Source organism: Agrobacterium pusense, assembly GCF_900102105.1.
Classification (GTDB): Bacteria; Pseudomonadota; Alphaproteobacteria; order Rhizobiales; family Rhizobiaceae; genus Agrobacterium; species Agrobacterium pusense.
On record NZ_FNBB01000004.1, the window covers coordinates 259905 to 280159 of the forward strand.

At 60.4% G+C, this 20255-nt stretch carries 17 protein-coding genes; 3 read left to right on the forward strand and 14 right to left on the reverse strand.

Features of this window, described 5'->3' with window-relative positions; all coding sequences use genetic code 11:
* Nucleotides 1-2: 2 nt before the first annotated feature.
* Together BLU28_RS13040 and BLU28_RS13045 are read right to left on the reverse strand one after the other, a co-directional pair.
* Complete coding sequence (locus tag BLU28_RS13040) at nt 3-884, reverse strand: ABC transporter permease (RefSeq protein ID WP_022563594.1); 882 nt, start codon at nt 882-884, stop codon at nt 3-5.
* Nucleotides 884-1912 carry an ABC transporter permease gene (locus tag BLU28_RS13045; protein ID WP_022563593.1) on the reverse strand — a complete coding sequence of 343 codons (1029 nt, stop codon included), beginning with the start codon at nt 1910-1912 and terminating at the stop codon, nt 884-886. Before BLU28_RS13045 ends, BLU28_RS13040 begins: the two co-directional genes overlap by 1 nt.
* Nucleotides 1913-2047: 135 nt before the next feature.
* On the opposite strand from BLU28_RS13045, the gene BLU28_RS13050 reads away from it, so the two are divergent.
* The gene (locus BLU28_RS13050; RefSeq protein ID WP_175477696.1) at nt 2048-4399 is read left to right on the forward strand and encodes a helix-turn-helix transcriptional regulator; all 2352 of its coding nucleotides are present in this window, start codon (nt 2048-2050) and stop codon (nt 4397-4399) included.
* A gap of 3 nt (nt 4400-4402) precedes the next feature.
* Here the strand turns inward: BLU28_RS13050 and BLU28_RS13055 are convergent, their stop codons facing one another.
* The 10 genes from BLU28_RS13055 to BLU28_RS13100 are packed head-to-tail and all read right to left on the reverse strand — an operon-like array spanning nt 4403 to nt 15307.
* Nucleotides 4403-5113 carry a ribonuclease activity regulator RraA gene (locus tag BLU28_RS13055; protein ID WP_003506768.1) on the reverse strand — a complete coding sequence of 237 codons (711 nt, stop codon included), beginning with the start codon at nt 5111-5113 and terminating at the stop codon, nt 4403-4405.
* A 34-nt stretch (nt 5114-5147) separates the two neighbouring features.
* Entirely contained in the window at nt 5148-5945 is a 798-nt protein-coding gene (locus BLU28_RS13060) for an NAD-dependent epimerase/dehydratase family protein (RefSeq protein WP_022563591.1), read from the reverse strand.
* Nucleotides 5946-5955: 10 nt separating this feature from the next.
* Nucleotides 5956-7680, reverse strand: coding sequence for an L-arabinonate dehydratase (gene araD / locus BLU28_RS13065; RefSeq protein ID WP_022563590.1), 1725 nt, complete (start codon nt 7678-7680; stop codon nt 5956-5958).
* 37 nt (nt 7681-7717) lie between these two features.
* Nucleotides 7718-8797 (reverse strand): ABC transporter ATP-binding protein, encoded by a 1080-nt coding sequence (locus BLU28_RS13070; RefSeq protein WP_022563589.1) that lies wholly within the window; start codon nt 8795-8797, stop codon nt 7718-7720.
* Nucleotides 8798-8819: 22 nt separating this feature from the next.
* Nucleotides 8820-9863: a carbohydrate ABC transporter permease gene (locus BLU28_RS13075; protein ID WP_022563588.1), complete on the reverse strand. Its 1044-nt coding sequence runs from the start codon at nt 9861-9863 to the stop codon at nt 8820-8822.
* Nucleotides 9856-10824: a carbohydrate ABC transporter permease gene (locus BLU28_RS13080; RefSeq protein ID WP_004438359.1), complete on the reverse strand. Its 969-nt coding sequence runs from the start codon at nt 10822-10824 to the stop codon at nt 9856-9858. Before BLU28_RS13080 ends, BLU28_RS13075 begins: the two co-directional genes overlap by 8 nt.
* Before the next feature lie 57 nt (nt 10825-10881).
* Entirely contained in the window at nt 10882-12153 is a 1272-nt protein-coding gene (locus BLU28_RS13085; RefSeq protein ID WP_022563587.1) for an ABC transporter substrate-binding protein, read from the reverse strand.
* 22 nt (nt 12154-12175) lie between these two features.
* Nucleotides 12176-13249 carry a Gfo/Idh/MocA family protein gene (locus tag BLU28_RS13090; protein WP_022563586.1) on the reverse strand — a complete coding sequence of 358 codons (1074 nt, stop codon included), beginning with the start codon at nt 13247-13249 and terminating at the stop codon, nt 12176-12178.
* Nucleotides 13246-14262 carry a Gfo/Idh/MocA family protein gene (locus BLU28_RS13095; protein WP_022563585.1) on the reverse strand — a complete coding sequence of 339 codons (1017 nt, stop codon included), beginning with the start codon at nt 14260-14262 and terminating at the stop codon, nt 13246-13248. The genes BLU28_RS13090 and BLU28_RS13095 overlap by 4 nt, the downstream gene beginning before the upstream one ends.
* Nucleotides 14255-15307 (reverse strand): Gfo/Idh/MocA family protein, encoded by a 1053-nt coding sequence (locus BLU28_RS13100; protein ID WP_022563584.1) that lies wholly within the window; start codon nt 15305-15307, stop codon nt 14255-14257. Before BLU28_RS13100 ends, BLU28_RS13095 begins: the two co-directional genes overlap by 8 nt.
* Before the next feature lie 103 nt (nt 15308-15410).
* Here BLU28_RS13100 and BLU28_RS13105 point away from each other — a divergent pair, with 103 nt between their 5' ends.
* Both BLU28_RS13105 and BLU28_RS13110 read left to right on the forward strand, forming a co-directional pair.
* Nucleotides 15411-16124: a GntR family transcriptional regulator gene (locus BLU28_RS13105; protein ID WP_022563583.1), complete on the forward strand. Its 714-nt coding sequence runs from the start codon at nt 15411-15413 to the stop codon at nt 16122-16124.
* 33 nt (nt 16125-16157) lie between these two features.
* Nucleotides 16158-17078, forward strand: a complete 921-nt coding sequence (locus BLU28_RS13110; RefSeq protein WP_022563582.1) for an SMP-30/gluconolactonase/LRE family protein — start codon at nt 16158-16160, stop codon at nt 17076-17078.
* 24 nt (nt 17079-17102) lie between these two features.
* Here BLU28_RS13110 and BLU28_RS13115 read toward each other — a convergent pair whose 3' ends face one another.
* The gene (locus BLU28_RS13115) at nt 17103-18416 is read right to left on the reverse strand and encodes an HlyD family type I secretion periplasmic adaptor subunit (protein ID WP_022563581.1); all 1314 of its coding nucleotides are present in this window, start codon (nt 18414-18416) and stop codon (nt 17103-17105) included.
* On the reverse strand, nt 18403-20250 hold the full coding sequence (locus BLU28_RS13120) for a type I secretion system permease/ATPase (RefSeq protein WP_022563580.1): 1848 nt from the start codon (nt 20248-20250) through the stop codon (nt 18403-18405). The genes BLU28_RS13115 and BLU28_RS13120 overlap by 14 nt, the downstream gene beginning before the upstream one ends.
* Nucleotides 20251-20255 lie beyond the last annotated feature (5 nt).

Sequence of the window (20255 nt, forward strand, 5' to 3'; positions counted from 1 at the left end):
CCTTAGCTTTCCACGTCGAACATGTCGCGCAGGCCGTCGCCCAGCAGATTGAAACCCAGCGTCACGTAAAGCACGGCCGCGCCGGGGCAGAGCACTTCCCACCAGAAATCCGGCATGAACTGGCGCCCGTCGGCGACCATCGATCCAAGGTCAGGAGTCGGCGGCTTGACGCCGAAGCCCAGGAAGCTCAGCGTCGCGCCAAACAGGATGACGAAGGCGGCATCGAGCGTCGTCTTGACCGATATGACCGAAACGCAATTGGGCAGGATTTCGCGGAAGAGGATGTGCAACGGGCCTGCGCCGGCAAGACGTGCCGCCTCGATATAGTCTTCCGAGGCGATAGACTTCGACACCGAATAGATCAGCCGCGCGTGCCAGGTCCACCACAGCAGCGTGATCGCGATCATGGCGTTCGTCAGCGTCGGTTCCAGCAGGTTGGAGACCGCGAGCGCCATGACCAGCGGCGGCATGGCCAGCATCACATTCGTCAGGCCGCTGATGAGTTTTTCGGTCCAGCCGCCGAAATAACCGGCGATCAGGCCAAGCACCGTGCCTACCGGAACCGAAATACCGAGCACGCCGATGACGAGAAGCAGCGAGACACGCAGCCCGAAGATGGTTCGGGAAAAGATATCGCGTCCGGCCTTGTCGGTGCCGAACCAGTGTTCGAGATCCGGCGGCATGTGGCGGGCGCGGAAATCGACAACCGCGCCGATATGTTTTGGATAGGGCGTTAGCCATGGTGCGAAGACCGCCAGTATAAGCACCGACAGAAGGATCAGCGAGCCGATGACCGCCGCCGGATTGCGGCTGAAGCGATACCACATCATGTAACCGGCGCTTAAGCCCCGATCAGTGGGTTCGAGCATTTTCATATCGGCCATCAGCGAGCCTCCTTGCGGCGCAGGCGCGGGTCGATGATCGAGATCAGAACATCCACGATCAGGTTCGCAACGATGAAGAACAGACCGGCCACCAGCACCACGGCGGTCACGGCGTTGAGGTCTTTCTGCAGGATGGCGTTGAGCCCGTAGGAAGCAAAACCACCCCAGGCGAAGACCATCTCGATCACGAAGGCATTGCCGATCAGCGACGCGAATTCGAGCCCCATGATCGTCAGCGGCGCGATGGAAGAGAGCTTCAGCAGGTAACGGAAGATGATGACCCGCTCCGGCACGCCGAAGCTTTGCAGGGTCAGCACATGGTCCTTGCGCTGGTTCTCGATCATAGAGGAGCGCGTGATGCGGGTGATCTGGCCGATGCCGGCCATGGAAAGCGCAAAAGCCGGAAGCGCGAGATGCTTCAACGCATCGAGCACGACGTCGAAACGTCCGGCCAGCATGCCGTCGACAAGGATGAAACCGGTGGGGCCGCCCTGCCAGCCAAGCGAATGATCGAGCCTGCCGATGATCGGCCAGCCGGAGAAAAAGCGTGCTGCCAGCAATTGCAGCGTGATGGCGAAGAGAAAGCTTGGGATCGTGACCCCGGTAAGCGACAGGATGCGACCGATATGATCCAGCGGCCGGTCGCGATAATGCGCCGTGATGACGCCGAGCGGGATGGCGACGAGGAACATGAAGATGACCGAGACCAGCACCAGCTCGACGGTCGCAGGAACAGTCTGCGCCAGATCGGTTGTAACGGGGCGCTGCGAAACCAGCGAGAAGCCCAGATCACCATGCAATGCATTGCCGATATAATCGAGATATTGAACGGCGAGCGGCTTGTCGAGGCCCATCTGCCCGCGCAACGCATCCACCTGGTCCTGCGTTGCAGCCGGCCCCAGCGCCATGCGGGCGGGATCTCCCGGCACCACGCGGGCCAGCACGAAAATCATGATGGACAGGGCGATCATGACCAGCACGAAGGTGCCGAGCCTGTTCAAAATCGCGACCAGCGGATGTTGCTGCATCGGTGGAACGTTCCTTGTGCATCGGTTGCCTGAGCACAAGTTTTCACCACATGGCCATTCGAACAATCGCTGAAAGGTATAGTTTTTTAAAGAATGAGTATAGGTTTTTTGAGATTGATATCCTATCCCTTTACCATGACGCTTCTGCCCCGGACCCACCTCTGCAATCGCATTGCCAGCGAAACCGCGGGCGTGGTGTTTCTGCGCGCACCGGCGGGTGCGGGAAAAAGCGTATTGCTGGAGACGCTGGCAAAGGAGCTCGGAGCTCAGATATGCCGCACGCACCAGCCGCAAAGCGATGACGCGGTCAATGGCAACCTGCTGTGGGACATTCCAGTTTTTGCAAGGGCGGTACGCATGCCAGCCCCCATTCTGGAGTCGGTGCGTTTCGTCGTCATCGCCTGCCGGCCAGACCAGAGGATCAGCGGCATGGCGCGTCACATCCTGCATCACGGTTCGCTCACCATAGGACCGGAAGAACTTGCCTTGCGGCCAGATGAGGTGGACGACCTTCCACCCGGGCAACGACGGCTGGCACTCGAGGATTACGCGGGATGGCCGGCCTTTCTTTCGCTGGCGCGCCTGCCGGATGACACGTTATGCGCCGACTATCTGCGCGAAAGCTATCTGCCCCATCTCACGCCCGCCCAGACCGTCGAACTTTCCTTTTGGCTCGAAAACCCTTCCGCCGCCCCAGATGCTGACTGGGCCATGCTTCTGCCGCCCTTTTTGACGGGAAAACCCGACAATCACCACACACTGATACGGCTCCTAACGGCCGCGGCAAGAGAACGCCTCGCCACCTTGCAGGCCGGCAGCGCCGTGGTGGAGGTCGCCTCGGCCTTCGAAAAGGCAGGGCATTCGCTCGCAGCCATGGCGATGCTGCTCGATCGCGGTTACGAGACCCATGCCGCGCAAATCCTCGAACGCGCCCATGGGCGGGAACTCATCTACCGAAGCAGCGTCGACAGGTTTCGCGAGATCATCATGCGATTTTCGCAGGATATGATCACCTCCAATGAAACCGTCCTTTTCGCGGTTACCCGCGCCTTGCTGAAACAGGGCGAATTGCAGCGCGTGCGCCATCTGCTCGGCAAAAGCCTCGGCTCGGATTACCTTGACCCGCTGAAGGTGCTAGCCCGCGGCTCGCGGTTTTCCTTCGCCGCCCGTACCTTCCGGCTGAACCTGATGATCGCCGAGGACCTGACGCCCAATGACGCGGTGATAACGCGGCTTGGCGAGTTCATGGCGGATTACCCCATGGACGATCACGGGAAATGGGCGGCCTATTACAATGCGCTGCTTGAATTCGAAATCCGCCGTCGCAATTTCCGCGAGGCAGAGGCGGCCGCCGCCCGCGCGCTTATCTATCTGCGCAAGATGGGCGGACAGCCTCTGCTCGAATTCTTCATCCATCTGCACCAGATCGTGCTGCGGCTGATGAGCGGCGATGTGCTTCTGGCGCGCCGGGCGGCGCAGGAAGCGCGCGCACGGCTGGAACAGGTGCCGCATGATGCCGTGCAGGAGTTCCGGATGCTGCGACTGGCGGAAGCCTGCCTTGCCTATGAGGCCGGAAAACCGCGCGACCTGCTGCATTTCGTCGAACATGACTTCGATCATTTTGCCGCCGCCGAAATCTGGCCGAGTCTGATGCAGTTTGCACTGCATTACGCCTCGCAGGTGCTGATCGACCATTTTCCGATGACCGTTCGCCCGGGTTTTCTGGACGGACTCTGGATTCATCTGTCGGAGGGGTTGCAGTTTCATGCGATGATGGAGATCAGAACGGCCATCGGCTATCAGAACGCCAACCGTTGGGCAGATGCCGCAGCGACGCTTTCAGCAGTTCGCATGCCCATGGGCCGTAACTGGGTGGAGAGCGCCCACGAAGACCTCTCCCGCCTGACACGTCGTGATGAAATCGCCTATGTCATGGCCTGGCTGCGCGATGCGGTGCATCTGTTCACACCCCGCGCCTATCTCTCCCGGCAAATCGATGCGATGATCGCCAATCCAAAGGTCACCAATCGCGAGAAGGTCGCATTGAGAATCTGGCAGAGCTATGCCGCGCACCAGCGCCGTGACAACGCCGCCGCCCGCGCGCATATACTCACCGCGCTTGAATCGGCGACCCGCCTTGGCTGCAACGGTGTGCTGTCGGAAGAGCGCGTCTTCCTTTCGCCGCTTCTCAACAATCGCCGCATCCGCAGTTTCATCGAAACCTCATCCGATGTCCGCACCGCGCTGTCTATTTTCGCCGCCTCGGTGAACTCACCGCAGGCTCGGGCGCTGCATGGCGGCCTTTCTCAACGGGAAGCACAGATGCTGCAACTATTGGCCAGCGGCATGTCGAACAAGAAGATTGCTCAGACGCTCAACATCTCGGAAGTGACGGTGAAGTTTCACCTTGGCAACCTGTTCCGCAAGCTGGATTGCAAACGCCGCGCGGAGGCGATCCGCGCGGCGAAAGCACTGGGCTGGTTATGAGGCTCAGCGGTTATTCTTCTTGCGCCATTCGGCAAAGGCCGTCTGGTGCTCTTCCTTGGTGCAGGGGTAAAGGCCGATGATCGTCTGGCCGGCCTTGACCTGCTCTACCACGAAATCCTCATAGGCTGTCATTTCAACCGCTTCCGTCGCCACTTCATCGGCAATGCCGGCGGGGATGACGATGACGCAATCGGCGTCACCCACGATGATGTCGCCGGGAAACACCGGTGCATCGCCGCAGCCGATGGGGCCGTTGATCTCGATGGCCTCGTGTTTGGTCAGATTGGTGGGGCTCGAAGGGCGGGTGTGGTAGGCCGGAATGTCCAGTTCGGCAATGGTGGCCGCATCCCGGAAACCGCCATCGGAAACGATGCCCGCACCACCGCGAACCATCAGACGCGTCACCAGAATATCGCCGGCCGAGGCGGCAGAGGCGTCCTTGCGGCTGTCCATGACAAGCACGTGGCCCGGCGGGCAGGTTTCGATGGCAACACGCTGCGGATGGGCGGGATTGCGGAATTCTACGAGCTGGTTGCGATCCTCGCGGGCCGGCATGTAGCGCAGGGTAAAGGCCGGGCCCACCATGTTCTTGCCCTTGTAGCCCAGCGGGCGAACGCCCTGAATGACCTGGTTTCGCAGGCCGCGCTTGTAAAGCGCTGTCGCTAGCGTGGCGACAGAAATCGTCATCAGTTTTTCGCGCGTTTCATTATTCATGTCTGTTTCCTCGCAATGGCCGGATGGATGTGTTTCAAGTCCTGTGAATGGGCTCATCGATAAAAATGCCGCCCTGATATTTTGCGATCGCTGCCTCGGGGCCGGGGCGCGGGACATCGCGCTCGATTTCCGCCCGGTAACGCGCGGCATTGTCGCGCGGCTGCCAGCCGAGAAAATCGACATGGGAATTATCCCACCAGCTGTCGTCATTGGCTGAAACGCCCCAGATAACCGGGCATCCGAGTTTTGGCACGCGGAAGGTCGCCTCTATCAGAGAGACGAAGTCACCGTAGCTGAGCCAGGTCGACAACATGCGCCAGTTCGTGGGTTTCTCGTCGCAGGAGCCGATACGCACGATAGCCGTCTCCTGTCCGAATTTGGAATGGTAGAGGCTTGCCATGGCCTCGCCGAAAATCTTCGAAACCCCATAGAGGCCATCAGGCAGAAAAGGCGTCTCAGGGCTAAGTTGCTGCCCCTGCGGGTAATAACCGATCGTGTGGTTGCTGGACGCGAACAGGATGCGAGGTTTGCCGTGCGCCCTCGCCGCCTCGTAGAGATTGTAGACACCACGCAGATTGGCAGCCTCGATGGGATCAAACGCCCTTTCTACGGAAACTCCGCCGAGATGGACGATGCCGTCGCAATCCTTGACCAGATCGTAAACTGCCTGCTCGTCCTCCAGCGCGCAGCGGACGAACTCTTCATGAGGCGCTGGCGAACCGAGATCAACCACATCAGAAAGACGGATGGTGTCGGCAACATGGCCAAGCCGCCCGCGCAACATGCTGCCCAGCTTGCCGCCGGCACCGGTGATGAGCAATCGCTTCAACATGATGGGCCTCTCAGAAAATATCGGGCTCGCCGGCGGAACGGCCGAAATCTGTCTGCAGGAAGTCGAAGTCGCAACCCTGGTCGGCCTGCGTCACGTGCTTGGAGAAGAGATAGCCGTACCCACGTTCATAACGCGGCGCAGGCGCTTGCCATGCCGCCCGGCGCTGAGCGATTTCCTCTTCGCTGACCAGCATGTCGAGACGACGCTGCGGCAGGTCGAGGCGGACGATATCGCCCGTTTTCAGGAGCGCCAAGGGACCGCCAACGAAGCTTTCCGGTGCGACATGCAGTACGCAGGCACCGTAGGACGTGCCGGACATGCGGGCGTCTGAGATGCGCAGCATATCGCGGTGGCCTTTTTTGATCAGCGCCTTTGGAATGGGCAGCATGCCCCATTCCGGGAAGCCGGGTCCGCCGAGCGGACCGGCATTGCGCAGCACCAGCACATGGTCGGGCGTCACGTCGAGATTCTCATCGTCGATGGCGGCTTTCATTTCGGGGTAGCTGTCAAACACCAGCGCCGGCCCCTGATGTATATGGAGTTTGGGATCACAGGCGGCGGGCTTTATGACGGCACCGTCAGGGCAGAGATTGCCGCGCAGCACGGCAAGAGAGCCTTCCGCATAGACGGGATTGTCCAGCGAGCGGATGACGTCGTCGTTGTAGACCTTTGCACCCTCAAGGTTTTCGCCCATGCTGCGGCCAGTCACGGTCAGCACGGAACAGTCGAGACGACTTTCCAGCTGCTTCATCAGCGCCCTCAGGCCACCGGCGTAAAAGAAGTCCTGCATCAGATAGTCCTTGCCGGAGGGGCGGACATTGGCGATGAGCGGTGTAACGCGGCCAAGTTCGTCCAGCTCGTCCAGCGTCATCGGCACGCCGGCGCGGCGCGCCATGGCGATGAGGTGGACGACGGCATTGGTGGAACAACCTGTCGCCATGGCGACGATGGCAGCGTTGCGGAAAGCTGCCGCCGTAAGGATGCGGTTCGGTGTCAGATCTTCCGAAACCATCTCGACAATGCGGCGGCCACAGGCTGCGGACATGCGCTGATGTTCGGAATCGACTGCCGGAATGGAGGAGGCACCCGGCAGGGTGATGCCGAGCGCGTCGGCAATGGCCGTCATGGTCGAGGCCGTGCCCATCGTCATGCACACACCGGCAGAACGGGCAATGCCGCCCTGCACGCCACGCCATTCCTCGTCCGTAACATTGCCTGCGCGGCGCTCATCCCAATATTTCCAGGCGTCCGAACCCGAGCCCAGCACCTTGCCGGCATAATTTCCGCTCAGCATGGGGCCGGCGGGCAGATAGATCATCGGCACACCGGCCGAGATCGCACCCATGACGAGGCCCGGCGTCGTCTTGTCGCAACCGCCCATCAGCACCACACCATCCAGCGGATGCGAGCGAATCATTTCTTCCGTCTCCATCGCCAGCATGTTGCGGTAAAGCATGGATGTCGGCTTGGTGAAGCTCTCATCCACGGAAAGCGACGGCATTTCGACGGGGAAGCCGCCAGCCTGCAACACGCCGCGTTTCACATCCTGCACGCGCTCTGGAAAGTGCGAATGACAGGTGTTGAGCTCCGACCAGGTGTTGAGGATGCCGATGACGGGTTTGCCGATAAAATCCTCCTCCGCATACCCCAGCTGCATCATGCGCGAGCGGTGGCCGAAGCTGCGCAGGTCGTCGGGAGCGAACCAGCGGTCGGAGCGGAGTTTTTTATCGGTCATGTCATTGGTCCTACGTTGCGGGTGGTGCCTAAGGCTGTCAGTCCTGCCGGAGCGTCAGCCCGCTCGTCGTGTCGAAAAGGTGGACGTGTTGAAGTGGCGCCGACAGGCGGATGACTTCGCCCGCCGATGTCGAGGTCTGGCCGGAAAGATGCAGCGTTACAGGAGTGCCGTCACCGAGATTACCGTAGAGATAGGACTCGCCGCCCAGCTGTTCCGCCGTGCGCACCGACATGGTCAACGCGCCGCCCTCGCCCGGCTCCACATGGTTCGGGCGGATGCCGAGCGTCACCTTCTGGCCGGGCTTATAGGCAAAGCCGGTCTGTGGCAGCGGGATAGTCTCGCCCGTCGCGGTTTTAAGCGCAGGTGTCGCGTCTGAAGACACTTCGCCTGCGAAAAAGTTCATTTTCGGGGAGCCGATAAAGCCTGCCACGAAGAGATTGGCCGGGCGGTTGTAAAGGTCGAGCGGCACGCCAAATTGTTCGAGTTTACCAGCCCGCAAAACGGCGATCTTGTCGGCCATGGTCATGGCTTCCACCTGATCATGCGTGACGTAAATCATGGTGTTGCCGAGACGCCGGTGCAGACTGGAAATCTCACCACGCATATCGACGCGCAGTTCCGCATCGAGGTTGGAAAGCGGTTCGTCGAAGAGGAACACGCGAGGTTCCCGCACCACGGCGCGGCCGATGGCGACGCGCTGGCGCTGCCCACCCGACAAATCCTTGGGACGACGCTCGAGAAGCTGATCGATCTGCAGCATCTTGGCGACCTGCGCGATCTTCTCGGCGATCTCCTTCTTCGGCGTGCCGATGTTCTCAAGACCGAAAGAGAGGTTTTCGCGGACCGTCATATGCGGGTAGAGGGCGTAGGACTGGAACACCATTGCAAGGCCGCGATCCGCAGCCGGCACCGTATTGACCACATCGCCGCCGATGACGATATCGCCGCCGCTCAACTCTTCCAGGCCGGAGATCATGCGCAGCAGGGTGGACTTGCCACAGCCGGAAGGGCCGACGAATACGCAGAATTCGCCGTGCTTGATATCGAGATCAACGCCTTTGATCACATCGAGGGCGCCATATGTTTTTTTGACCTGACGAAGCTCTATACTTGCCATTGTCGTATTTCCTCCCTGAGGATTATTTGCCGCCCGTGGACGCAATGCCGGTGGCGATATATTTTTGCAGGAACATGAAGACCAGCGCGATCGGGGCGAGTGTCAGCACCGTCATGGCCAGAAGATTGCTCCATTCCGTCGTCATCTCGCCCTGGAAGGAGTTAAGTGCCAGCTGCAGGGTGAAGTTGTCGTTGCGGGTCAGCACGATCAGCGGCCAGAGGAAGTCGTTCCAGCGCCACATGATCGCAAGGATCGCGAGAACCGCGAGCGCGGGTGCCGAGAGCGGCAGGATGATGCGCCAGTAGATTTTCCACTCGCTGGCCTTGTCCATGCGCGCCGCATCGAGGATCTCGTCCGGTATCGTCAGCATGTATTGCCGCAGCAGGAAGACGCCTGTCGGTGTTGCCGCACCGGGAATGATGACGCCCCACAGACTGTTGATCAAACCGAGCTGGCTGGTGATGAGGAACAACGGCACAAGCACAACTGTCTGCGGGATCATAAGCGTACCGACCACCAGCGCCAGCACGGCGCCCCTGCCCTTGAACTGATATTTCGAGAGCGCGAAGGCCGCCATGGAATTGACGATCAGCATGATGATGGTCGAGGTGACCGTGATGAAGGTCGAGTTCCAGAAATAGAGCGGGAAATTGAAGCGCTGGAAAAGCTCGGTGTAGTTTTCCGTCCCGAGCGCCACCTTTTCAGCCGGCTTCAGCTCGTTAAACTGCATCTTCAGCACTTCCGCCGGCTTGGCGGGATCAACCACCTGCGCCACGAGGCCGATACGCCTGATCATGCCGAGCTTGCGGCCATCCTTGTCGACATAGGCCGGCAGCGGATTTGGCTGCCCGTCCACCACCAAGGTTTCCTGGCTATAGGGCAGCAGCCGTGGCGGAAAGCGCTGGAGATCGGCCTCCGTCTTGAACGAGGAGAGCACTAGCCAGACGACAGGACCGAACATCATCAGCACGGCCACGCCGAGATAGGCGTAGGACAGCCAATCGGTCCAATGCAGCTTGCCGTTACGGCCGCGGGTACGGGTCAGAAATACGCCAATCCTAGCCATCGACCTTGCTCCTGTTTGCCCGGAATTGCAGGGCGGTCAGCACCACGAGCACCACGGCGAGCAGCAGCGAAGCGGCGGCCGCAAGTCCGAAATTCCGGGGCGTCCCGGCAAAGCCGGTCTGATAGATGAATTGAATGATGAAGGTCGTCGCCGAACCCGGGCCACCGCCGGTAAAGGCAAAGACTTCATCGAAAGTTTGCACGCCCTTGATGACCGACAGGACGAGAACGACGAGCATGGTGGGCGCAAGCAGCGGCAGGGTGATGCGCCGGAAGATGCGCCATGGGCTTGCCTTGTCCAGCTGCGCCGCCTCGTAGACATCGCGCGGGATCGCCTGAAGGCCGGCGAGGAGAATGAGCGTGTAAAAACCCATATGCGCCCAGACCGACAGGAAGACCGACCAGCCGAAGGCAAGATTGGCTTCGAGCAACCAGTCCACCGAACCGAGGCCCAGGCCTTCCATCGCCGCATTGAGAACGCCGAAACGCTGGAGTATCCACTTCCAGATCAAGGCCACGACGACAGGCGACAGCAAAACAGGGAAGAAGAACACCGCACGGAAAAAGCCGCGCGCCCTGATATCGCGGTTCAGCACGATGGCCGTGATCAGCGAAAAGCCGACCATGAAACCCACCTGCAGCACGACGAAGAACAGCGTGTTCCAGACGGAGCGCCAGAACAGGTCGCGCGCACAGGAATTGGGATCGAGATAATTCTGACAGGAGAGAAGGACCGAAAAGTTTTCGCCGCCCACCGAAGGGCGCTCGGAAAGCAATATGTGTTCGCTGCCGGTCACGGAATAGGCCATGTTCAGCAGGATCGGCAGGAAGGCGAAGACCGCAAACAGGATCAGGTTGGGTGTCAGAAACACCCACGCAATCCGCCGGTGGCCAAGAACCTTCTGCAGGAAGGAAAAAGGCAGTTCGACAATGCCCATGACGGGCGCAAGAAATTTATACATGAGGGTCCTCCTTCGATCCGGCGCGGCGCGGCATGCGCCGCGCCGGAAGGCGATGGATCACTTCGCCTGTTTCAACGCTTCCTCAAGGTCCGTCTTCGCACGGGCCATGGCCTCATCAACGGTGCTTTCACCGACAATGGCCTGCGTGATGCGCTGGACTGAGATGTTGAACATGGCGCGGTTGTTCTTGTAGCCCTGGTAGGCGTAGGCAATCGGGCTGAGACCGGGGATCTGGTCGAGCCAGGCATTCATGGCCTTCTGCGTCGCAGGCGTCGCACCGGTATAGGTCACGCCCTTGTCAGCCACCGACTTGTTCGCCGGAACGTTGCGGGTGCGCACCGTAAAGTCGAGATAGTTCTCGTCCTGAGCAAGGAAGTTCAGGATGTCGGCAACGATCTTCGGGTTTTTGGTCTGCTTGAAACCGACGATGCCGGTGCCGCCAGGCATGCCGGTGCAGGCTGCGCCACCGCAGGGCTGCGGCACGACTTCCCAGTCAAAGGCATCGCCGACCTGGCTGTCGAAGCGCGCTGTCTGCCAGCTGCCGGAATAATAATAGACCAGCTGGCCGTTGATGAATTCCTGCGCGGCGTCGCGGTAGGTATTGCCGCCCTGACCAGCCCAGACGTCACGCGCCATGGTGCCGTCCTTGTTCCACTCCACGAACTTCTTCACGAACGTGGTGAAGCCTTCATCGACGAGGATCGGCTTGCCGTCAGCGTCGAAAATCTTCGCGCCGTAAGAGATGGCCGGGCCGGCGATGCGGTGGCCGGAACGGTCGATCGCCATCGGGTAAGGCGTGCCGGTTGCCTTCGCAACGGCATTGGCGGCCTTCGCCCAGTCGTCCAGCGTTGCATCCTTGCCGGGAACGGCGACGTTTGCCTGATCGAACAGGGTGCGGTTGATGAAGGCGCCGGTGATGGTGAGCTGCGTGTGCATGCCGTAGATGCCCTTGTCGTCAGGGCCGCTGCGGTACCATTTCAGCACGTTGGAGAAATTGTCTTCCCAATATTTCGCGTCCACATAGGGCGTCAGATCGAGATAATAGCGGTTGAGACCGCCAAGATCGGTCACGGTTGCGAAGTCAGGACCACTGCCGCCGGCGAGCTGAACGGGCAGACCTTCCAGCAGCGCCTTGTAGGGCACGACATCGGTGACGATCTTCACATCAGGATGCTGCTTTTCGTAACGTGCAAGAATATCCTTCAGGATTTCGCAGCCGTTACCGTCATAAGCGCAGGTGAAGCGCACTTCCTGGGCCGCCTGCGCGGCACTGGCAAAGGACGCCGCGCCAATGGCGAGCGCCAGTGCCATGCTGTATTTTCTGGTCATCTGGTTTCCTCCCGTTAGATGATTATGCTTTTGCGGATGCGCTCGGAGCCCAGCCCTTGATCCACTCACCTTCGGCGGCGTCGGACAGACGAACCGGCTTTCCTTCCCGGACCGATCGGTAGATGGCTGTCACGAGTTCGATTGACTGCAAGCCGTCATGAACCGTCACTTCCTTGCCGCCGCGTCCTTCCATCGCGTCGGCAATGGCTTCGACAAAACCGGCAAAGCCGTTTTCGCCATCCGCTACGGTCGCCAGAACGGCGTCGATCTGATCCTGTGTCGTCGGGGCGCGGGCGATGAAACGCCAGATGTCTTCCGCCGGACGATACGGCAAGGTGCCGCTTTCCGCCGTGAAGCCCTCGAAGCAGAAACGAAGGCGCGAGGTGTCTTCGGCCGCGCCGAGCGTGACCGAGCTGGTTGCGAGCGCACCGCTTTTCATACGGAAGCTGAGTGCTGCGCAATCTTCGGTTTCGATGGTGTTGACCCGCGTATCGGCCATGGCGAAAACTTCCTCGACCGGACCGAGGACGTGGCAGAGAAGATCATGGGCATGAATGGCATGACCGAGGATTGCACCGCCGCACTCACCCTTCCAGGTGCCGCGCCAGGGAATGTCGTAATAGCTAGCGCCACGGTTCCAGTGAACTTCCGAGCTCGCGACGAAGGCCTTGCCGGCAAGACCGGCATCGATGAGCGCGCGCAGCTGCCGCATGGCGTGTCCGAAGCGGTACTGGAACACGGGAAACACGCCGCGGCCGGTCTTCTTGACGGAATCGATCAGCGCATTGGCCTCTTCCAGAGAGCGGACCAGCGGCTTTTCGCAGACGACGTCCTTGCCCGCCGCATGCGCCTTCAGCGTCACCGGAAAATGCAGGTGCGGCGGCAGGCAGACGTCGATCAGCTGGATGCTCTCATCGGCCAGAACCTCATCGAGATCGGTGGTCAGACGAATGGAGGTATCATCGCCGGCGACGGAGCGAGCGCGCTCCAGATCGAGATCGCAGATTGCCTTGACGACGAAGCGATTGGGTAGCGCCCGATAGCCGCTCAGATGCTGGGCGCCGATGCCGGCGCCAATAATGGCAACACCAATCATTTCGAGGCTCCCTCAGCCTTGGCCTGTGCCTGCAGCGACAGGTCGCAGACCTTGAAGACGTGTTCCTGCGTCATCGCCGTTTCCGTGCGGTTGCGGATATCGTCGCAGATGCGAGCGAAATAGGGCAGACCAGCGCCAGAGGCATCGATATATTCGCAACGGTCGCCATTCACGAGAACGAGGCGATCCGTGCCTTCGGTGTTGCCGACATCGACATATTTACGCAGCTCGATGTAACCTTCGGTACCAAGGATGGTCAGGCGGCCGTCACCCCAGGTCGGCAACGCATCCGGTGTGTACCAGTCGACGCGGATATAGCCGTGGCCCTTGTCGCCGCGCAGCACAACTTCGCCGAAATCCTGAAGACCCGGATCGTGCGGGTTGGCGTAATTGGCAACGGTGGCGGACACGATCTCAACCTCGGTCGAACCCGTGAAGAACATGAACTGGTCGATCTGGTGGCTGGCAATATCGGTGATGATACCACCGTAGGCTTCGCGCTCGAAGAACCACTTCGGGCGAATCTGGCGGTTCAGGCGGTGCGGGCCAAGGCCGACAGTCTGGATGACGCGGCCGATGGCGCCCCCGGCAACGAGTTCAGCTGCCTTTGTCACACTCGGCACTTCGAAGCGCTCGGAGAAATCCACGGTCCAGATGCGCTTGGTCTTTGCCACCGTCTGGCGCAGGCGGTCGAGCTGTTCGAATGTGGTGCAGCCGGGCTTGTCGGACATGACATCCTTGCCGGCTTCCATGGCGGCAATCGCGAGATCGGCGCGCTTGGAGGGAATATCGGCGATCACGACGAGATCGACGGTGCCGTCAGCCAGCAGCGCCTCTTTCGATGCTGCGCGCGGCACATCCGGGAAGCGCTTGACGAAGCCTTCCACGACATCGGGCTCGCCTTCTGTCCACCAGCCGGCAAATTCGGCGCCGGCATCCAGCAGGTTCTGGGCCATGCCGAAAATGTGCCGGTGCTCAATCCCGAGAGCGACGAACTTGATTGCTTTACTCATCCTGCAGTTCCACTTCCTTGCCGGTGTCGGCCGAGTTGATGATCGCGTCGATCAATCTGTGAGACAAAAGAGCCGCTTCACCGGTGACGACCGGCGGGCGTCCTGAAGAGATGGCGTCTGCGAAATCATCGAAGACGCCCTGATGCCATTCATGCGTAAAAGCCATGGGGTCGGCGCCGCCGCCCGTGCCAGCGGCAGCGCCGCCAAAAGTCTCCTGCCGGCCATCGCGCCAGTCGAGATGCAACAGACCCGAAGCAAGCCGAAGGCTGGCATTGTCGAAATGCAGCAGGATCGATTCCGCAGCGCCGGGGAAACTTGCGGTGCTTGCCACCAGCGAGCCAACGGCACCATTCTTGAAGCGCAGCCCGGCAGAAACATAATCTTCGGTTTCCATGCGATGGAACCGCGTCGTCGCAGCCATGGCCTGAACACGGGCCACCGGCCCCGTCAGGCTCAATGCCAGATCGATCGTATGAATTGCCTGGGAGATCAGAACACCGCCGCCATCGCGCGCCAGCGTGCCGCGACCCGGTTCGTCGTAATAGGATTGCGCGCGCCACCAGGGCACGGAGATTTCGCAGAGGCCCAGCGCGCCGAGCGTGCCGCCATCAACGAGCTCACGGGCTTTTTGCGATGCAGCCCGCATGCGGTGCTGGAAGATGATGCCAAGCGTGACACCCGCGTCACGACACAGGGCGACGAGACCGTCTGCTTCCTGCGTATTGCGAGCGACGGGCTTCTCCATCAGGATGTGCTTGCCCGCCTTCGCCAGTTTCCCGACGATATCAATACGGGCATTTGGCGGTGTTGCGATGATGGCGAAATCGACATCCGTATCGCGCGCCGCCTCCTCGACTGAGGAATAAACCACAACTTCATATCCGGTGTGTCTGGAGGCTTCGGCGGCCAGCGCCTTGGCGCGGCCGGAGCCACCATCGACTATGCCTTTCAGGCGAATTTTTTCAGGGCTTGCCGCGCAGGCAAGCACATGCGTCTTCGCTACCATTCCGGCACCAACGATGACGCAGGTCTTGATATTTTGCATTTCGGGAGCCTCCTTCCCAATGCGCAATCATTTGCATACCGGTATGCCGGTTGTCAACAGACTTGTGTTCCGGTATACCGGTTATGAGAACGCTGGAGGGTATATGCCGAAAATTCCCGTGACAGGCGGCACCGTGCCGACAATGGAGCGACTGGACCTCAACCGTCCGGTCGTGGACCAGATTTATTCCGCGCTGAAATCCGCCATCCTTTCGCGGGAGCTTTTTCCCGGTCAGGCAGTCTCGGAAAACGAAATCGGACAGTCGTTCAATTCCAGCCGAACCCCGGTGCGGGAGGCGCTGAGCCGTCTGCGCGACGATGGTTTGATCGTGACGCTGCCAAGCCGCGGCACCTATGTTTCGAGATTATCGGAAAAGAACATCCGCAGCGCGCAATTCATCCGCGAGGCACTTGAGGTGGCGGCAGTGTGCAGGCTGTGCCAGATCGGCCTGACAGCGGAAGCGGAACAGGAGATCGAACACGCCCTGAACGGCCAGCGGGCAGCAATGCGCAATGGAGACAGAAAGGCTTTCCGCGTTCATGACGACCAATTCCACGGCGCGCTTGCCGCCGCGACGGGGCTTGAAAGACTGGAATCCCTGCTGATCCGCGAGAAGGCGGGGCTGGATCGACTGCGCGCACTCGCCATAACCGACGAAGCGCATATGGCACGCCTGCTTTCCGAACATGAGGCGGTATATGACGCAATCAGGGCAGGAGACGAAGCCCGCGCGACTGATAATTTGCGCAAACATCTGAGACGTGTCCTCGGCATTCTTTCGCAAGTCTTCGAGAACCACCAGGACTATTTCGAGTAATTCTGCGGCATCTTTTTCAACGGTTCGAACATCATGAATACGGCAAATCCCGGACAAGCGCTTGCCATGTCGCAAACGAAACTTCTGTGCGACACGATGAGTACACTGGCGGAATCCCCTGTCTGGGACGAGCGGCGACAGGTGCTTTTCTGGTGCGATATTCTCGGAAAGACCGTGCGGTGCGCAGGTCTTGAGCCCGGCGTCTATCAAGAATGGCCGTTCCCCAGGACGGTTTCAAGTCTCGGCCTTTGCCAGAACGGCGAACTCATCGTCACTTGTGGCATGGACATCGTCATCCTCGATCCGGACAGCGGCAAAACGCGTCTCCTCCATTCCATTCTGGCACCCGAAGGCATCCCCTGCCGGCTGAATGACGGACGGATCGGCCCGGACGGCGCTTTCTGGGTGGGAACAATGCACAATGTGCCGCTTTCGGACATGGAGCCCCATGGCGAGCTTTGGCGGATCACCGAAAAAAGCGCCGAGCGAATGCAGACCGGGCTGACATGCCCGAACGGCCTCGCTTTTTCTGCCGACGGATCAGTCATGTGGCAAAGCGATTCCGTCCAGAAATGGATACGCCGGCGAAAATTCGACCGCCTGAACGGCACCTTCGATGAGGGCGTACAGGTGGCCCGGATGACCGAAGAAACAGGAAGACCCGATGGCGGCTGTCTCGATAGCAACGGCAACTATTACAGCGCGGGCGTTTCCGCTGGCGTGTTGAACATTTTCTCGCCCGACGGCAAGCTGACGAACGCGATTGCGGCTCCTGTCCCTCACCCCACGATGCCCTGCTTCGGAGGGCCTGATTTCAGCATCCTTTTCCTGACATCACACCGCCACAACATGTCCGAAGACCGGCTTGAGAAAGCGCCATTTTCGGGCGGCGTCTGGGCTATCCCGACGCAAACGAGAGGGTTTGCCGGCTTCCGTTTTGGCGACGGTGGATAACGCCCTCAGGTCGGGTTCGAATTCCTAATCCTCCCGGAAAGCGCGGCTGATCTGGTCCGTCAGCGGTTTGGCGATGTAGGACAGCGCCGTTCTTTCGCTGGTCTGGATAAAGGCCTCGGCGGGCATGCCCGGCACCAGCGGCGCATTGTTCAGCTTCTTCCGCTCGGTAACCGGGACGGAAATCCGTGCCAGATAATAGGAGAGCCCGGTGCGCTGATCTGTCGTGATATCCGCCGCAATGCGGCTGACATGGCCTTCCAGCTCCGGCGTGACACGCTGATTGAAGGCGGTCATGCGCAGCATGGCCTTTTGCCCCACCTGAAGCTGGTCGATATCTTTCGGCAGGATCTGCACCTCGAGCGCAAGGTCATCTCCGTCAGGTACGATCAGCATGATCGGATCGGCCGGCGTTACGACGCCCCCCACCGTATGCACAGCCATTTCATGCACCGTCCCGGATTGCGGCGCGACGATATCAATGCGTTTCAATTGATCTTCGGCGGCAACCTTGCGCTCGACGAATTCGCCCATCTGGGCCTGTATTTCGCGCAGTTCCCTCCCGACCTCGGTCCGCAATTCCTGATCGATCTGAAGGATCTGCAGCTTGGTTTCGGTGATGCGCCCCGCAGTCTGTGCCTGATAGGCGATTTTTTCGCCGCGCTCCCCGCCGAATGTCGCGGCCTGAGTCTGCAGGCTGTTCAGCCGCTGCACGGAGACGACGCCCTGTTCGCGCAGCGATTTCTGCGAGGCAATTTCAGCCTGCAACACCGCAAGCCCGTTATCATAGGCCACTTCCTGCGCCTTCAGACCTTCGATCTCATGTTCGAACTGGGTGATGCGCTCGGACAGCTGCGCTTTCCTGCCCTCTCGATAGGACTTGCGGAATTCGAACAGCTTCGCTTCACTGCGCATGGCAGAAGCGACATTCGGGTCATCCATGCGCGCGATCAGAGTCCGCGGAAAGGCGAGTTCAGGCAAATCGTCCCGCTCGGCTTCCAGTCGGGCCATGCGTGCAGTCAGTTCGTCCAGGCGCTTGGTCACGATGGCGAGATTGGCACGGGTCTGCGTCGCATCGAGACGCATGACCACATCGCCAGCCTTCACCCTCTCGCCCTCATTCACAAGAATTTCACCGACGACACCGCCGCTCGGATGCTGGACCTTTTTCGTGTACGAATCCACCACCAGATGACCAGAGGCGACAACTGCACCGGCAAGACGGGTCGTCGCGGCCCAGCCCCCGACACCGGCCAGAAGCGCAATGCTTGCGGCGAGTCCCGCAAAGAGATGCTTGCGGATGGAGCGGGAAACGCTGCTGCGCTGATCAATCTTTGACATCCGTCTCTCCCTGCCGGCTGTTCTCTTCACGGCCGTCTTCCAGCCCGGCGGGCCGGGCCTGGGTATTGGCCACGACGCGCAGCGGTGAGACCGTTTGCGCGGATACGGTGAAACCTTTGCCGCCCTGCCCCTGCGGAACACGCAGCACCTTGGAAAGCACCTCGTCGCGCGGGCCAAAGGCCTTCATCCTTCCCTCTTCCATCATCAGGATGAAATCCACCGCACCGATGGCACTTGGCCGATGGGCGACGACAACGGCAATACCACCGCGCGCCTTGACGGAGGCAATCGACCGGACCACTGCCGCCTCGCCTTCCGCGTCAAGATTGGCGTTGGGTTCATCCAGCACCACGATAAAGGGATTGCCATAAAGAGCGCGGGCCAGACCGATGCGCTGGCGCTGCCCGGCCGAGAGAGCTGAACCCGCCTCGCCTATATCGCTGTCATACCCCTTTTCGAAACGCAGGATCAGCTCGTGCGCGCCGGCAGCCCTAGCTGCAGCGATGATGGCTTCGGGATCTGGGTTGTCCGCGAAACGGGCGATATTCTCCCCGATGGTGCCTTCAAAAAGTTCCACGCCCTGCGGCAGATAACCGATGTGGCGGCCAAGCGCTTCCCGGTCCCACTGATCGAAGCTTGCGCCATCGAGCCGCACCTTGCCGGCGGCAGGCATCCACGCGCCGGTGAGAATGCGCGATAGCGTCGATTTGCCCGAACCTGACGGACCGATGATGCCGAGCGCGTTTCCCGCTGTCACGACGAAACCGAGCCCAGCAACGATGGGCTTTTTTCCGCCCGGCGGAACGATGGTGACATTCTCGACCCGTAATTCCTTCTCTGGCTTCGGCAGGGCCATGGCAGCGGCATCGGCCGGCATTTGCGAAAAAAGCTCTCTCAGCCGTGCCCAGCTCTGCCGGGCCGCCGCGAAGGACCTCCAGTTGGAAATGGCGAGATCGACAGGCGCCAGTGCCCGGCCCATCATGATAGAACTGGCGATCATCACGCCGCCGGAGGCTTCCTGCTCGATGACGAGCCAAGCGCCGACAGCAAGAATTGCCGATTGTAGAACGGCCCGAAGCGATTTTGCGATATTGCCGAGGCCGCCTGCCACATCGCCCGCCTTGCGATTGGCGGCAAGATAGGCCTCGTTGGAATTTTGCCAGCGTTTACCGAGCCGGCCACCAAGTCCCATGGCCTGCACCACCTCTGCGTTGCGGCGGGAGGCCTCCAGCTGCCGGTTGCGGACCATGTTTTCCACCATGGTGTCGCGGATTGGTTTTTGAGAAAAGATATTGGTGAAAATTGTGAGCGAGACCAGCAGCACAGCGCCCGCGAGCGCCGTTACACCGATCCAGAAATGGAACAGGAAACATATGCCGAGATAAAGCGGCATCCACGGCAGGTCGAAAAAGGCAGTCGGACCCGTGCCGGATAAAAAGCCGCGTACATTGTCGAGATCACGCAGCGGCTGAAGGCCGTCACCCGGCATGCGGTTGACGAGCGGCAGGCGCACCACGGCGTCATGCACTCTGCGGCAGTAGCGCAGGTCGAAGTCTTCGCCGATACGGATCAGGACACGGGCACGGATGATATCGAGCAGGCACTGGAAACCATAAAGCCCGAGAGCAAGAAGCGCGAGCCCGACCAGGGTCGGCAGACTGCCGCTTGCCAGTACCCGGTCATAGATCTGCAACATGAAAAGCGGCGACGTCAGCGCCAATATGTTGACGACACCGCTGACGAGCGTGAGGCCGAAAAACGTAGTCTTGAGGGGCGAAACGACCGCCGCAGTGAGGGACTGCGGCGGTGTCTGCTGCTGGTTTTGAGAGCCCACAGCCG

Bases quoted from the DNA above. Each gene is read 5' to 3' on its own strand.
- BLU28_RS13040 (WP_022563594.1), bottom strand. From the start codon at position 884: ATGGCCGATATGAAAATGCTCGAACCCACTGATCGGGGCTTAAGCGCC.
- BLU28_RS13045 (WP_022563593.1), bottom strand. From the start codon at position 1,912: ATGCAGCAACATCCGCTGGTCGCGATTTTGAACAGGCTCGGCACCTTC.
- BLU28_RS13050 (WP_175477696.1), top strand. From the start codon at position 2,048: ATGACGCTTCTGCCCCGGACCCACCTCTGCAATCGCATTGCCAGCGAA.
- BLU28_RS13055 (WP_003506768.1), bottom strand. From the start codon at position 5,113: ATGAATAATGAAACGCGCGAAAAACTGATGACGATTTCTGTCGCCACG.
- BLU28_RS13060 (WP_022563591.1), bottom strand. From the start codon at position 5,945: ATGTTGAAGCGATTGCTCATCACCGGTGCCGGCGGCAAGCTGGGCAGC.
- araD (WP_022563590.1), bottom strand. From the start codon at position 7,680: ATGACCGATAAAAAACTCCGCTCCGACCGCTGGTTCGCTCCCGACGAC.
- BLU28_RS13070 (WP_022563589.1), bottom strand. From the start codon at position 8,797: ATGGCAAGTATAGAGCTTCGTCAGGTCAAAAAAACATATGGCGCCCTC.
- BLU28_RS13075 (WP_022563588.1), bottom strand. From the start codon at position 9,863: ATGGCTAGGATTGGCGTATTTCTGACCCGTACCCGCGGCCGTAACGGC.
- BLU28_RS13080 (WP_004438359.1), bottom strand. From the start codon at position 10,824: ATGTATAAATTTCTTGCGCCCGTCATGGGCATTGTCGAACTGCCTTTT.
- BLU28_RS13085 (WP_022563587.1), bottom strand. From the start codon at position 12,153: ATGACCAGAAAATACAGCATGGCACTGGCGCTCGCCATTGGCGCGGCG.
- BLU28_RS13090 (WP_022563586.1), bottom strand. From the start codon at position 13,249: ATGATTGGTGTTGCCATTATTGGCGCCGGCATCGGCGCCCAGCATCTG.
- BLU28_RS13095 (WP_022563585.1), bottom strand. From the start codon at position 14,262: ATGAGTAAAGCAATCAAGTTCGTCGCTCTCGGGATTGAGCACCGGCAC.
- BLU28_RS13100 (WP_022563584.1), bottom strand. From the start codon at position 15,307: ATGCAAAATATCAAGACCTGCGTCATCGTTGGTGCCGGAATGGTAGCG.
- BLU28_RS13105 (WP_022563583.1), top strand. From the start codon at position 15,411: ATGCCGAAAATTCCCGTGACAGGCGGCACCGTGCCGACAATGGAGCGA.
- BLU28_RS13110 (WP_022563582.1), top strand. From the start codon at position 16,158: ATGAATACGGCAAATCCCGGACAAGCGCTTGCCATGTCGCAAACGAAA.
- BLU28_RS13115 (WP_022563581.1), bottom strand. From the start codon at position 18,416: ATGTCAAAGATTGATCAGCGCAGCAGCGTTTCCCGCTCCATCCGCAAG.